Raw genomic sequence first — 13281 nt, forward strand, 5'->3', positions numbered from 1 at the left:
TCAGACCGCCCTCATCAGCAGGGTCGCGGCGATGAGGATCGCAGCGCCGCCGAACATCGAGACCGCGTACGAGCGGGCGTAGCCGTTCTGGATCCGGCGCAGCCGTCCGGAGAGGCCGCCCATCGAGGCCGCCGTGCCGTTGACGACGCCGTCGACCAGGGTGTGGTCGACGTAGACGAGGGAGCGCGTGAGGTGCTCTCCGCCGCGGACGAGGACGACGTGGTTGAAGTCGTCCTGGAGGAGGTCGCGCCGGGCGGCCCGGGTGAGCAGCGATCCGCGCGGGGCGACGACGGGGACGGGCTTGCGCCCGTACTGGAGCCAGGCGAGACCGACGCCGATGACCATGACGGCGACGGTGGCCGTGGTGACCGCCGCCGCGCTGATCGGCGGGTGGCCGTGCGCGTGCTGGGTGACGGGCTCCAGCCAGTGGATGAACCGGTCGCCGATGCTGAAGTACGCGCCGCCGAAGACCGAGCCGACCGCCAGGACGATCATGGGGATCGTCATGACCTTGGGCGACTCGTGCGGGTGCGGTTCGTGGCCGTGCTCGTCGGGCTGCCAGCGCTTCTCGCCGAAGAACGTCATCAGCATCACGCGTGTCATGTAGAACGCGGTGATGGCCGCGCCCAGCAGGGCCACGCCGCCGAGGATCCAGCCCTCGGTGCCGCCCTTGGCGAACGCCGCTTCGATGATCTTGTCCTTGGAGAAGAAGCCGGACAGACCGGGGAAGCCGATGATGGCGAGGTAGCCGAGGCCGAAGGTGACGAAGGTGACCGGCATGTACGTCCGCAGGCCGCCGTACTTGCGCATGTCGACCTCGTCGTTCATGCCGTGCATGACGGAGCCGGCGCCGAGGAACAGGCCGGCCTTGAAGAAGCCGTGCGTCACCAGGTGCATGATCGCGAAGACGTAGCCGATGGGGCCGAGGCCCGCGGCCAGCACCATGTAGCCGATCTGCGACATCGTCGAACCGGCGAGCGCCTTCTTGATGTCGTCCTTGGCGCAACCGACGATCGCACCGAAGAGCAGCGTGACCGCGCCCACGATGGTGGTGACGAGTTGTGCGTCCGGGGCGGCGTTGAAGATGTTCGCGGAGCGGACGATCAGGTAGACGCCCGCGGTGACCATGGTCGCGGCGTGGATGAGGGCCGAGACCGGGGTCGGGCCCTCCATCGCGTCCCCGAGCCAGGACTGCAGCGGCACCTGGGCGGACTTGCCGCAGGCGGCCAGCAACAGCATCAGCGCGATGGCGGTGAGGGTGCCCTCGCTGCTCTCGCCGACCGCCCCGAGGACCGGCCCGAAGGCGAAGGTCCCGAAGGTGGTGAACATCAGCATGATGGCGATGGACAGGCCCACGTCACCGACGCGGTTGACCAGGAAGGCCTTCTTCGCGGCGGTGGCGGCGCTGGGCTTGTGCTGCCAGAAGCCGATCAGCAGGTACGAGGCGAGGCCGACGCCCTCCCAGCCGACGTACAGCAGCAGGTAGTTGTCGGCGAGGACGAGCAGCAGCATCGCCGCGAGGAACAGGTTCAGATAGCCGAAGAAGCGGCGCCGGCGCTCGTCGTGCTCCATGTACCCGATCGAGTACACATGGATGAGCGAGCCGACTCCGGTGATCAGCAGGACGAACGTCATCGACAGCTGGTCGAGCTGGAAGGCGACGTCGGCCTGGAAGCCCTCGACGGGGATCCAGCTGAACAGATGCTGGCCGATCTCGCGGTGTTCGGCGTCCTTGCCGAGCATGTCGGCGAAGAGGACGGCACCGATGACGAAGGAGGCGGCGGCGAGCGCGGTGCCGATCCAGTGGCCGACGGCGTCGAGGCGCCGGCCGCCGCACAGCAGGACGGCCGCTCCGAGCAGGGGCGCCGCGACCAGCAGCGCAATCAGGTTCTCCACGTTTCTTCCGACCCCTTACAGCTTCATCAGGCTGGCGTCGTCGACCGAGGCCGAGTGGCGGGACCGGAACAGCGACACGATGATCGCGAGTCCGACCACGACCTCCGCGGCGGCGACGACCATCGTGAAGAAGGCGATGATCTGGCCGTCGAGATTGCCGTGCATCCGGGAGAAGGCGACCAGGGCGAGGTTGCAGGCGTTGAGCATCAGCTCGACGCACATGAACACCACGATCGCGTTCCGTCTGATCAGGACGCCGGTGGCGCCGATCGTGAACAGCAGGGCGGCGAGATACAGGTAGTTGACGGGATTCACTTCGATGCCTCCCCGCTGTCGCTGCCGTTCCGGCCGTTTCCGCCGTTTCCAGCGGCGCCGCTGTTGGTGCGCTCCAGGCGGTCCTCGGCGCGCTGCTCCAGGGCCTTGAGGTCGTTGAGTGCCTCGGTCGACACGTCGCGGATCTGGCCCCGGTCCCGGAGGGTCTTGCTGACGGTCAGCTCGGACGGGGTGCCGTCGGGCAGCAGGCCCGCGATGTCGACCGCGTTGTGCCGGGCGTAGACGCCGGGGGCCGGCAGCGGCGGAAGGTGCTTGCCCTCGCGTACGCGCTGTTCGGCCAGCTCGCGCTGGGTCTTGGCGCGCTCGGTGCGCTCACGGTGGGTGAGGACCATCGCGCCGACGGCGGCCGTGATGAGCAGGGCGCCGGTGAGTTCGAAGGCGAACACGTAGTCGGTGAAGATCAGGGCCGCGAGGCCCTCCACGTTGCCGCCCGCGTTGGCGGTGCCGAGGCCGTTGAACTCCGTCAGCGAGGCGTTGCCGATGCCCGCGATCAGCAGGATGCCGAAGCCGGCGCCGCACAGCAGGGCCAGCCAGCGCTGGCCCTTGATGGTCTCCTTCAGGGAGTCCGCCGCGGTGACACCGACGAGCATCACCACGAACAGGAACAGCATCATGATCGCGCCGGTGTAGACGACGATCTGCACGACGCCCAGGAAGTAGGCGCCGTTGGCGAGATAGAACACCGCCAGGATCACCATCGTGCCGGCGAGGCAGAGGGCGCTGTGCACGGCCCTCTTCATGAAGACGGTGCACAGGGCCCCGATCACCGCGATCGTGCCGAGCACCCAGAACTGGAACGCCTCACCGGTGGAGGTGGTGTAGGCGGCGAGTTGCGCGCTCATGCCTGGACCTCCTCCCCTTCCGGCTTCTCGCCCCGGGAGACGGCGACCTGGCGCACCGTGCCGGGCGCGGCCTCGGTGACCAGTCCCCGGTAGTAGTCCTGCTCGTCGGTGCCCGGGAAGATCGAGTGGGGCGAGTCGACCATGCCCTCCTCAAGACCGGCGAGCAGCTGTTCCTTGGTGTAGATGAGGTTGGCGCGGCTGGAGTCCGCCAGCTCGAACTCGTTGGTCATCGTCAACGCGCGCGTGGGGCACGCCTCGATGCACAGGCCGCACAGGATGCAGCGGGCGTAGTTGATCTGGTAGACGGCGCCGTACCGCTCGCCCGGGGAGTAGCGCTCCTCGTCCGTGTTGTCGGCGCCCTCCACATAGATGGCGTCGGCGGGACACGCCCAGGCGCACAGCTCGCAGCCGACGCACTTCTCCAGGCCGTCCGGATGGCGGTTGAGCTGGTGCCGGCCGTGGAACCGCGGGGCCGTGATCTTCTGCTGCTCCGGGTACTGCTCGGTCAGCCGCTTCTTGAACATGGCCTTGAAGGTCACGCCGAAGCCGGCGACGGGGTTCTGGAACCCCTGCTTGTTCTCTTTCGGCTCCTCAGCCATCGGACGCCTCCCTCCCATTCGAAGATCCGTCACTCTCAGTATCGGACCCACCACTGACAATCAGCTCCCGCTCCCGTCGCGGGCGCCTGCGCGGCACCGGCGGGAGGGTCTGTCCGGGCAGGGGCGGTACGGGGAATCCGCCGGCCATCGGGTCGAAGCCGGCCGGTTCCGCGGGCTGTTCCTGTGCCTCGCGCCGGTCGCGGAACATGTCGGCGACGACGGAGAGCAGGAACAGGACGATGACGGCGCCGGCCACGTACAGGGCGATCTCGGCGAAGTCGTAGTTCTCGTTCCTGAGGGTCCGTACGGTCGCGACGAGCATCAGCCAGACCACGGAGACCGGGAGGAGCACCTTCCAGCCGAGCTTCATCAGCTGGTCGTAGCGGACGCGCGGGAGGGTGCCGCGCAGCCAGATGAAGAAGAACAGCAGCAGCTGCACCTTCACCACGAACCAGAGCATCGGCCACCAGCCGTGGTTGGCGCCCTCCCAGAAGGTGCTGATGGGATAGGGGGCCCGCCAGCCGCCGAGGAAGAGCGTCACCGACACGGCGGAGACAGTCACCATGTTGACGTACTCGGCGAGCATGAACATCGCGAACTTGATCGACGAGTACTCGGTGTTGAAGCCGCCGACCAGGTCGCCCTCGGACTCCGGCATGTCGAACGGGGCGCGGTTGGTCTCGCCGACCATGGTCACGATGTAGATCACGAACGAGACCGGCAGCAGCACGATGTACCAGCGGTCCGCTTGCGCCTCCACGATCGCCGATGTCGACATCGACCCGGAGTAGAGGAAGACGGAGGCGAACGCGGCGCCCATGGCGATCTCGTACGAGATCATCTGCGCGCAGGAACGGAGGCCGCCGAGCAGCGGGTAGGTGGAGCCGGAGCTCCAGCCCGCGAGGACGATGCCGTAGATGCCAACGGAGGCGACCGCGAGGATGTAGAGCATCGCGATCGGCAGGTCGGTGAGCTGCATCGTGGTGCGCTGGCCGAAGATCGAGATCTCGTTGCCGGCGGGGCCGAAGGGGATCACCGCGATCGCCATGAAGGCCGGGATGGCCGCGACGATCGGTGCGAGGACGTAGACGACCTTGTCCGCGCGTTTGACGATGACGTCTTCCTTCAGCATCAGTTTGATGCCGTCGGCGAGGGACTGGAGCATGCCCCAGGGGCCGTGCCGGTTGGGGCCGATGCGCAGCTGCATCCAGGCGACGACCTTGCGTTCCCACACGATGGAGAACAGCACGGTGATCATCAGGAAGGCGAAGCAGAACACCGCCTTGACGACGACCAGCCACCAGGGGTCGCGGCCGAACATCGAGAGGTCTTCCGCGGCGAGGTACAAGGGGCTCACGCCTCCACCTCCTCGGGGGCCTCGGCCGTGAGGGTCGCGGGGCCGATACGGACGAGTGCGCCGGGCAGTGCCCCGGTGTCGGAGGCGACGCCCGAGCCGGTGGAGTTCAACGGCAGCCAGACCACACGGTCGGGCATCTCGGTGATCTGCAGCGGCAGTTCGACGACCCCGGCGGGGCCGCTGACCGCGAGGACGTCGCCGTTCTTGACGCCGGCCTCGGCGGCCGTGGCGGCGGACACGCGCGCGCGGGCGGCGTGCCGGGTCCCGGCGAGCGCGTCGTCGCCGTCCTGGAGGCGGCCCTGGTCGAGCAGCAGCCGGTGCCCGGCGAGGACGGCCTCTCCGGCGGCCGGGCGCGGCAGTGCGGCCCCGACCTCCACCGGCTCGGTGGCCCTCGCCCCGTCCCACGCCCCGAGGCGGTCCAGCTCCGCGCGCGTGGTGCGCAGATCCGGCAGCCCCAGGTGGACGTCCATGGCGTCGGCCAGCATCTGCAGGACCCGCCCGTCGGTGGGAGCCACCCGGCGGGTCATCTGGTCGGGCTTCAGCGCGGCCTCGAACATCCGCACGCGGCCTTCCCAGTTGAGGAAGGTGCCCGCCTTCTCGGCGACGGCGGCGACCGGAAGGACGACGTCCGCGCGGTCGGTGACCTCGCTGGGCCGCAGCTCCAGTGACACCAGGAAGCCCACCGCGGACAGTGCCTCACGCGCGCGTGCCGGGTCGGGCAGATCGGCGAGTTCCACACCCGCCACCACCAGGGCCCCGAGCTCTCCGGTGGCGGCGGCCTCGACGATCTGCCCGGTGTCCCGGCCGTAGCGCGCGGGGAGTTCGGCGACGCCCCAGGCGGCGGCGACCTCCTCCCGCGCGCGCGGGTCGGTGGCCGGGCGGCCGCCCGGCAGCGCCGACGGCAGCGCGCCCGCCTCGACGGCGGCGCGCTCCCCGGCCCGGCGCGGGATCCACACCAGCTTCGCGCCGGTCAGGGACGCGGCCCGGACGGCGGCGGTGAGCCCGCCGGCGACGGCCGCGAGGCGCTCCCCGACGACGATCACGGCGCCCTCGCTGCGCAGCGCCTCGGCGGCCCTGGTGCCGTCGTCGTCCAGGCCGAAGCCGCTGGCGAGGGCGTCCAGCCACTCGGTCTCGGTGCCGGGCGCGGCGGGCAGCAGCGTGCCGCCGGCCTTGCCGAGGCCCCGGGTGGCGTGCGTGGCCAGCGAGTACACCTGCTGCTTGTGCTTGCGCCAGGCCTTGCGCAGCCGCAGGAAGACGCCGGGCGCCTCCTCCTCGGCCTCGAACCCGACCAGCAGGACCGCGGGCGCCTTCTCCAGCGAGGCGTACGTGACACCCGTACCGTCGAGGTCGTGGCCGCGTCCGGCGACCCGGGCGGCCAGGAAGTCGGCCTCCTCGCCGCTGTGCACGCGCGCGCGGAAGTCGATGTCGTTGGTGTCGAGGGCCACGCGCGCGAACTTGCTGTACGCGTAGGCGTCCTCGACGGTGAGCCGGCCGCCGGTGAGGACGCCGGCCCGGCCGCGCGCGGCGAGGAGTCCCCGGGCGGCCACCTCCAGGGCCTCCGGCCAGGACGCGGGTTCCAGGACGCCGTCGGCGTTGCGGACGAGGGGGGTGGTGAGGCGGTCCGGGCGCTGCGCGTAGCGGAACGCGAAGCGCCCCTTGTCGCAGATCCACTCCTCGTTGACGTCGGTGTCGTTCGCCGCGAGCCGCCGCATGACCTTGCCGCGCCGGTGGTCGGTGCGGGTCGCGCAGCCGCCGGAGCAGTGCTCGCACACGGACGGCGAGGAGACGAGGTCGAAGGGACGGGAGCGGAATCGGTACGCCGCCGAGGTCAGCGCGCCGACGGGGCAGATCTGGATGGTGTTGCCGGAGAAGTACGACTCGAAGGGGTCGCCCTCGCCGGTGCCGACCTGCTGGAGGGCGCCCCGCTCAAGCAGTTCGATCATCGGGTCGCCCGCGACCTGGTTGGAGAACCGGGTGCAGCGGGCGCACAGCACGCACCGCTCGCGGTCGAGGAGGACCTGCGTGGAGATCGGGACGGGCTTCTCGTACGTCCGCTTGCGGCCCTCGAAGCGGGACTCGGCGTGGCCGTGCGACATCGCCTGGTTCTGCAGGGGGCACTCGCCGCCCTTGTCGCAGACCGGGCAGTCCAGCGGGTGGTTGATGAGCAGGAGCTCCATCACACCCTTCTGGGCCTTCTCCGCGACCGGAGAGGTCAGATGAGTCTTGACGACCATCCCGTCCGTACAGGTGATCGTGCAGGACGCCATGGGCTTGCGCTGGCCCTCGACCTCGACGATGCACTGCCGGCAGGCGCCGACCGGGTCCAGGAGGGGGTGGTCGCAGAAGCGGGGGATCTCCACGCCGAGTTGCTCGGCGGCCCGGATGACCAGGGTGCCCTTGGGCACGCTGATCTCGGCGCCGTCGATCGTCAGCGAGACGAGATCCTCCGGCGGGACCGCTGCCTCCCCGCCCCCGGAGGGAGCGCTCGTGGTCACGGTCATGCGTTCACCTCCGCGTGCTTGTCCTTGTCGGCCCAGACGGTCGACCTGGCCGGGTCGAAGGGGCAGCCCCGGCCCGTGATGTGGTCCTCGTACTCCGCGCGGAAGTACTTGAGGGAGGAGAAGATCGGCGAGGCGGCGCCGTCGCCGAGGGCGCAGAAGGACTTGCCGTTGATGTTGTCGGCGATGTCGTTCAGCTTGTCGAGGTCGCTCATGACGCCCTTGCCGGCCTCGATGTCGCGCAGCAACTGCACGAGCCAGTAGGTGCCTTCACGGCAGGGGGTGCACTTGCCGCAGGACTCGTGGGCGTAGAACTCGGTCCAGCGGGTGACGGCCCTCACGACGCAGGTGGTCTCGTCGAAGCACTGGAGTGCCTTCGTGCCGAGCATGGAACCCGCGGCGCCCACTCCTTCGTAGTCCAGGGGGACGTCGAGGTGCTCGTCGGTGAACATCGGCGTCGAGGAGCCGCCGGGCGTCCAGAACTTGAGGCGGTGGCCGGGCCGCATTCCACCGCTCATCTCCAGGAGTTGGCGGAGGGTGATGCCGAGCGGTGCCTCGTACTGGCCGGGGCTCGCGACATGGCCGCTGAGCGAGTAGAGCGTGAAGCCGGGGGACTTCTCGCTGCCCATCGCCCTGAACCATTCCTTGCCTTTTTGCAGGATGGCGGGAACTGACGCGATCGATTCGACGTTATTCACGACAGTCGGGCACGCATAGAGGCCCTCGACAGCAGGGAAGGGGGGGCGTAGCCGCGGTTGACCACGGCGGCCTTCGAGCGAGTCGAGCAGTGCGGTCTCCTCACCACAGATGTACGCGCCGGCGCCGGCGTGCACGGTGAGCTGGAGGTCGAGTCCGCTGCCGAGGATGTTCTCGCCGAGGAAGCCGGCCTCGTAGGCCTCACGTACGGCCTCATGCAACCGCCGCAGGACGGGGACGACTTCACCACGCAGATAGATGAAGGCATGCGAAGACCTGATGGCATGACAGGCGATGACAATGCCCTCGATGAGGCTATGCGGGTTCGCGAAGAGGAGCGGAATGTCCTTGCACGTTCCGGGCTCCGACTCGTCGGCGTTGACAACTAGATAATGTGGTTTTCCATCACCCTGGGGAATGAACTGCCATTTCATTCCGGTCGGGAATCCCGCGCCGCCACGGCCGCGCAGTCCCGACTCCTTGACGTACGCGATGACGTCGTCCGGTGACATGGCGAGCGCCTTGCGCAGCCCCTCGTACCCCTCGTGCCTTCGGTAGACATCGAGCGACCATGGCCTGTCCTCGTCCCAGAAGGCCGACAGCACGGGTGCGAGCAGTTTCTCCGGGCTGGTGCCCTTGATCTCGGGTGCCAATGTCATCACTCCCCCTCCTCGGCGGCGGGCCCCGCCGGGTGGGCCGGGTCGGAGGCCGATGTCTGCTGCGGCGCGTCGTGCGAGCTGAGGTGCTCGGTCGGCGACGGCTCGTGCACCTTTCCGCCCTGCGCCTCGCGCGCCTTCTTGTCCTGCGGCTCGTCGTTCGGGCCGCCGTCCCGCGGATGGACCACGCGCGCGGGTCCGGTCTCTCCTCTGGCCAGGCGGAGGCCGACCAGCGACGCGGGTCCCGCACCGCCGCTCGCCTCGACGGCCCCTGGCCGCTCGTCGGGGAAGCCGGCGAGGATCCGCGCGGTGTCCTTGAAGGTGCACAGCGGCGCCCCGCGCGTGGGCTCGACCTCGGCCCCCGCGCGCAGGTCGTCGACGAGACGCTTGGCGCTGTCGACGGTCTGGTTGTCGAAGAACTCCCAGTTGACCATCACGACCGGCGCGAAGTCGCAGGCCGCGTTGCACTCGATGTGCTCCAGGGTGACCTTGCCGTCGCCGGTGGTCTCGCCGTTGCCGACCCCGAGGTGGTCCTGCAGCGCCTCGAAGATCGCGTCGCCGCCCATGACCGCGCACAGGGTGTTGGTGCAGACGCCCACCTGGTAGTCGCCGGAGGGCTTGCGGCGGTACATGGAGTAGAAGGTGGCGACCGCGGTGACCTCGGCCGTGGTCAGACCGAGCACCTCGGCGCAGAACCGCATACCGGTGCGGGTGACATGGCCCTCCTCCGACTGCATGAGATGCAGCAACGGCAGCAGGGCGGACCGGGAGTCCGGGTAGCGGGCGATGACGTCGGCCGCGTCCCGCTCCAGCCGGGCCCGGACGTCGGCCGGGAAGTCGGGCGCGGGCAGTTGGGGCATGCCCAGGCTGACGCCCTCGGGGGTGGTGGTCACCGGTCGACGCCTCCCATCACGGGGTCGATGGACGCGACGGCGACGATGACGTCGGCGACCTGGCCGCCCTCGCACATCGCCGCCATGGCCTGCAGATTGGTGAAGGACGGGTCCCGGAAGTGGACCCGGAAGGGGCGGGTGCCTCCGTCGGAGACGACGTGCACCCCGAGTTCGCCCTTGGGCGACTCGACCGCCGCGTACGCCTGTCCCGGCGGGACGCGGAAGCCCTCGGTCACCAGCTTGAAGTGGTGGATCAGGGCCTCCATGGAGGTGCCCATGATCTTCTTGATGTGGTCCAGGGAGTTGCCGAGTCCGTCGGGTCCCAGGGCGAGCTGGGCGGGCCAGGCGATCTTCTTGTCGGTGACCATGACCGGGCCGGGCTGCAGCCGGTCCAGGCACTGTTCGACGATCCGCAGGGACTGGCGCATCTCTTCGAGGCGGATCAGGAAGCGGCCGTAGGAGTCGCAGGTGTCGGCGGTCGGGACGTCGAAGTCGTACGTCTCGTAGCCGCAGTACGGCTGGGCCTTGCGCAGGTCGTGCGGGAGGCCGGCGGAGCGCAGGATCGGGCCGGTGGCGCCGAGGGCCATGCAGCCGGAGAGGTCGAGGTAGCCGACGTCCTGCATACGGGCCTTGAAGATGGGGTTCCCGGTGGCGAGCTTGTCGTACTCGGGCAGGTTCTTCTGCATCTTCTTCACGAACTCGCGGATCTGGTCCACCGCGCCGGGCGGCAGGTCCTGGGCGAGTCCGCCGGGCCGGATGTACGCGTGGTTCATGCGCAGGCCGGTGATCAGCTCGTAGATGTCGAGAATCAGTTCACGATCACGGAAGCCGTAGATCATGATCGTGGTGGCGCCCAGCTCCATGCCGCCGGTGGCGATGCACACCAGGTGGGAGGAGAGCCGGTTCAGCTCCATGAGGAGCACCCGGATGATCGTGGCGCGGTCGGGGATCTGGTCCTCGATGCCGAGGAGCTTCTCCACGGCGAGGCAGTACGCCGTCTCGTTGAAGAACGGCGTCAGATAGTCCATGCGCGTCACGAACGTGGTGCCCTGCGTCCACGTGCGGTACTCGAGGTTCTTCTCGATGCCGGTGTGGAGGTAGCCGATGCCGCAGCGGGCCTCGGTGACGGTCTCGCCGTCGATCTCCAGGATGAGCCGGAGCACCCCGTGGGTGGAAGGGTGCTGGGGACCCATGTTGACGATGATGCGTTCGTCGTCGGAACGGGCCGCGGTCTCGGCGACCTCGTCCCAGTCGCCGCCGGTGACCGTGTAGACGGTGCCCTCGGTGGTCTCGCGCGCCGAGGCGGCGGAGGTGTCCGAGGCGGCGGATGCGTGCTGCGTGCTCATGAGTACGACCTCCGCTGGTCCGGAGCCGGGATCTGGGCGCCCTTGTACTCGACGGGGATGCCGCCGAGGGGATAGTCCTTGCGCTGCGGGAAGCCCTGCCAGTCGTCCGGCATCATGATCCGCGTCAGCGCGGGGTGGCCGTCGAAGACGATGCCGAAGAAGTCGTACGTCTCGCGCTCGTGCCAGTCGTTGGTCGGGTAGACGGGGACGAGCGACGGGATGTGCGGGTCGGCGTCGGGGGCGGAGACCTCCAGGCGGATCAGCCGGTTGTGGGTGATCGAGCGCAGGTGGTAGACGGCGTGCAGCTCGCGGCCCTTGTCGCCGGGGTAGTGGACGCCGGAGACGCCGGTGCACAGTTCGAAGCGGAGGGCCGGGTCGTCGCGGAGGGTCCGGGCGACGCGCGGCAGATACTCGCGCTCGATGTGGAAGGTGATCTCGTCACGGTCGACGACCGTCCTGTCGATCACGTTCTCGGGGACGAGGCCCTGTTCCTCCAGGGCGCCCTCCAGCTCGTCGGCGACCTCGTCGAACCAGCCGCCGTAGGGGCGGTTCGCGGAGCCGGGGAGGCGGATGGAGCGGACCAGGCCGCCGTAGCCGGAGGTGTCGCCGCCGTTGTTCGCGCCGAACATGCCGCGCTGGACGCGGATCTCCTCACCGCCGTCGCCGCGCTGACCGGGGAGGTTGGAGGCGGAGAGGTCCCTCTCGGGGTTGGGTCCGCCGGTGCCGCTCGCGTCGCTCATCGCAGCAGCCCCTTCATCTCGATGGTGGGGAGCGCCTTGAGGGCCGCTTCCTCCGCCTCGCGGGCCGCTTCCTCGGCGTTCACGCCGAGCTTGGACGTCTGGATCTTCTGGTGGAGCTTGAGGATCGCGTCCATCAGCATCTCGGGCCGTGGCGGGCAGCCGGGGAGGTAGATGTCGACGGGGACGATGTGGTCGACGCCCTGGACGATCGCGTAGTTGTTGAACATGCCGCCGGACGACGCGCAGACCCCCATGGAGATCACCCACTTGGGATTGGGCATCTGGTCGTAGACCTGCCGCAGCACCGGCGCCATCTTCTGGCTGACCCGGCCGGCCACGATCATCAGGTCCGCCTGACGCGGCGAGCCCCGGAACACCTCCATGCCGAAGCGCGCCAGGTCGTAGCGCCCCGCGCCCGTGGTCATCATCTCGATGGCACAACAGGCGAGGCCGAAGGTGGCGGGGAAGACGGATGCCTTGCGTACCCAGCCCGCGGCCTGCTCGACGGTGGTCAGCAGGAAACCGCTCGGCAGTTTTTCTTCGAGTCCCATGGTCTAAAGGCCCCTCAGTCCCATTCCAGGCCGCCGCGCCGCCAGACGTACGCGTAGGCGACGAAGACGGTGAGCACGAAGAGCAGCATCTCCACGAGCCCGAAAACACCCAGGGCGTCGAAGGTGACGGCCCAGGGGTAGAGGAAGACGATCTCGATGTCGAAGACGATGAAGAGCATCGCCGTCAGGTAGTACTTGATCGGGAAACGCCCGCCGCCCGCCGGCGTGGGGGTGGGCTCGATCCCGCACTCGTAGGCCTCTAGCTTGGCCCGGTTGTAGCGCTTCGGGCCGATCAGCGTGGCCATGACCACGGAGAAGATCGCAAAGCCTGCCCCGAGGGCTCCCAGTACGAGGATGGGCGCATAAGCGTTCACCGCTCCTCGCTCCTCTCAGTCGGCACTGACTGCTGGCGGATGGCGTGGGCCCCGCTCCCCGCCCCACCGGTTCCACGAACTCCGCCCGTCCCGACGAAGATCGCGAACATGTGAAGCAGGTCACAAGCCCAACTGCCCCGCATCCTATGCCTGCCGGTCTGTGATCTGCGACACGGGATACGGGACCGAGTTTGTGATCTCCACCACCTGACGAAGGATCATGAAGTCGGATGAGCGGCGATCTTCATACATGAAGCGCCAGACTGATCACCAGAAGTGACATTTTCGAGCGTTACCGCTGGTCACGCAGGGCGTCTCTATATCAAGAGAGTTCCGACGCATGCAAATTGGTGCTGGACGGGGGTGCTTGATAGAGCGCGGCGTTCACACCCCGGAGGGAGGTCCGGCGACCGATGTGGACGCGTGCACGCGTTCACGAGCGTCGCGGGTGACCGTTCCGTGACCTGCGCCACATCGGAGCGAGATCAAATCAACCGGCC

General features: G+C 68.9%; 12 protein-coding genes. All 12 read right to left on the reverse strand.

The window, feature by feature from the left end; all coding sequences use genetic code 11:
• The 12 genes from nuoL to ACZ7MG_RS09865 are packed head-to-tail and all read right to left on the reverse strand — an operon-like array spanning window position 1 to window position 12781.
• Window positions 1-1896, reverse strand: a complete 1896-nt coding sequence (nuoL, locus tag ACZ7MG_RS09810; protein WP_471385195.1) for an NADH-quinone oxidoreductase subunit L — start codon at window positions 1894-1896, stop codon at window positions 1-3.
• A gap of 15 nt (window positions 1897-1911) precedes the next feature.
• A complete protein-coding gene (gene nuoK / locus ACZ7MG_RS09815) occupies window positions 1912-2211 on the reverse strand; it encodes an NADH-quinone oxidoreductase subunit NuoK (RefSeq protein ID WP_009310327.1) in 300 nt (99 codons plus the stop codon).
• The gene (locus ACZ7MG_RS09820; RefSeq protein ID WP_471385192.1) at window positions 2208-3071 is read right to left on the reverse strand and encodes an NADH-quinone oxidoreductase subunit J; all 864 of its coding nucleotides are present in this window, start codon (window positions 3069-3071) and stop codon (window positions 2208-2210) included. The genes nuoK and ACZ7MG_RS09820 overlap by 4 nt, the downstream gene beginning before the upstream one ends.
• Window positions 3068-3670, reverse strand: coding sequence for an NADH-quinone oxidoreductase subunit NuoI (nuoI, locus tag ACZ7MG_RS09825; protein WP_471385190.1), 603 nt, complete (start codon window positions 3668-3670; stop codon window positions 3068-3070). The genes ACZ7MG_RS09820 and nuoI overlap by 4 nt, the downstream gene beginning before the upstream one ends.
• Window positions 3663-5027 (reverse strand): NADH-quinone oxidoreductase subunit NuoH, encoded by a 1365-nt coding sequence (gene nuoH, locus ACZ7MG_RS09830; RefSeq protein ID WP_471385189.1) that lies wholly within the window; start codon window positions 5025-5027, stop codon window positions 3663-3665. The genes nuoI and nuoH overlap by 8 nt, the downstream gene beginning before the upstream one ends.
• Window positions 5024-7528: an NADH-quinone oxidoreductase subunit G gene (locus tag ACZ7MG_RS09835; protein ID WP_471385187.1), complete on the reverse strand. Its 2505-nt coding sequence runs from the start codon at window positions 7526-7528 to the stop codon at window positions 5024-5026. The genes nuoH and ACZ7MG_RS09835 overlap by 4 nt, the downstream gene beginning before the upstream one ends.
• Window positions 7525-8880, reverse strand: coding sequence for an NADH-quinone oxidoreductase subunit NuoF (nuoF, locus tag ACZ7MG_RS09840; protein ID WP_471385185.1), 1356 nt, complete (start codon window positions 8878-8880; stop codon window positions 7525-7527). The genes ACZ7MG_RS09835 and nuoF overlap by 4 nt, the downstream gene beginning before the upstream one ends.
• Window positions 8880-9737: an NADH-quinone oxidoreductase subunit NuoE gene (gene nuoE, locus ACZ7MG_RS09845; RefSeq protein ID WP_471385636.1), complete on the reverse strand. Its 858-nt coding sequence runs from the start codon at window positions 9735-9737 to the stop codon at window positions 8880-8882. Before nuoE ends, nuoF begins: the two co-directional genes overlap by 1 nt.
• Before the next feature lie 29 nt (window positions 9738-9766).
• Entirely contained in the window at window positions 9767-11116 is a 1350-nt protein-coding gene (locus ACZ7MG_RS09850) for an NADH-quinone oxidoreductase subunit D (RefSeq protein WP_471385184.1), read from the reverse strand.
• Window positions 11113-11856 carry an NADH-quinone oxidoreductase subunit C gene (locus ACZ7MG_RS09855; protein ID WP_471385182.1) on the reverse strand — a complete coding sequence of 248 codons (744 nt, stop codon included), beginning with the start codon at window positions 11854-11856 and terminating at the stop codon, window positions 11113-11115. Before ACZ7MG_RS09855 ends, ACZ7MG_RS09850 begins: the two co-directional genes overlap by 4 nt.
• Complete coding sequence (locus tag ACZ7MG_RS09860; protein ID WP_003998928.1) at window positions 11853-12407, reverse strand: NuoB/complex I 20 kDa subunit family protein; 555 nt, start codon at window positions 12405-12407, stop codon at window positions 11853-11855. The genes ACZ7MG_RS09855 and ACZ7MG_RS09860 overlap by 4 nt, the downstream gene beginning before the upstream one ends.
• A gap of 14 nt (window positions 12408-12421) precedes the next feature.
• Entirely contained in the window at window positions 12422-12781 is a 360-nt protein-coding gene (locus tag ACZ7MG_RS09865; RefSeq protein ID WP_007383963.1) for an NADH-quinone oxidoreductase subunit A, read from the reverse strand.
• Between the last annotated feature and the right edge of the window lie 500 nt (window positions 12782-13281).

This window comes from Streptomyces sp. NPDC107538, from assembly GCF_055657445.1.

Excerpts from the sequence above, each read along its gene's own strand:
- ACZ7MG_RS09855 (WP_471385182.1), bottom strand. The coding sequence starts at position 11,856 with ATGAGCGACGCGAGCGGCACCGGCGGACCCAACCCCGAGAGGGACCTC.
- ACZ7MG_RS09860 (WP_003998928.1), bottom strand. The coding sequence starts at position 12,407 with ATGGGACTCGAAGAAAAACTGCCGAGCGGTTTCCTGCTGACCACCGTC.
- nuoI (WP_471385190.1), bottom strand. The coding sequence starts at position 3,670 with ATGGCTGAGGAGCCGAAAGAGAACAAGCAGGGGTTCCAGAACCCCGTC.
- ACZ7MG_RS09835 (WP_471385187.1), bottom strand. The coding sequence starts at position 7,528 with ATGACCGTGACCACGAGCGCTCCCTCCGGGGGCGGGGAGGCAGCGGTC.
- ACZ7MG_RS09820 (WP_471385192.1), bottom strand. The coding sequence starts at position 3,071 with ATGAGCGCGCAACTCGCCGCCTACACCACCTCCACCGGTGAGGCGTTC.
- nuoE (WP_471385636.1), bottom strand. The coding sequence starts at position 9,737 with ATGCCCCAACTGCCCGCGCCCGACTTCCCGGCCGACGTCCGGGCCCGG.
- nuoF (WP_471385185.1), bottom strand. The coding sequence starts at position 8,880 with ATGACATTGGCACCCGAGATCAAGGGCACCAGCCCGGAGAAACTGCTC.
- ACZ7MG_RS09850 (WP_471385184.1), bottom strand. The coding sequence starts at position 11,116 with ATGAGCACGCAGCACGCATCCGCCGCCTCGGACACCTCCGCCGCCTCG.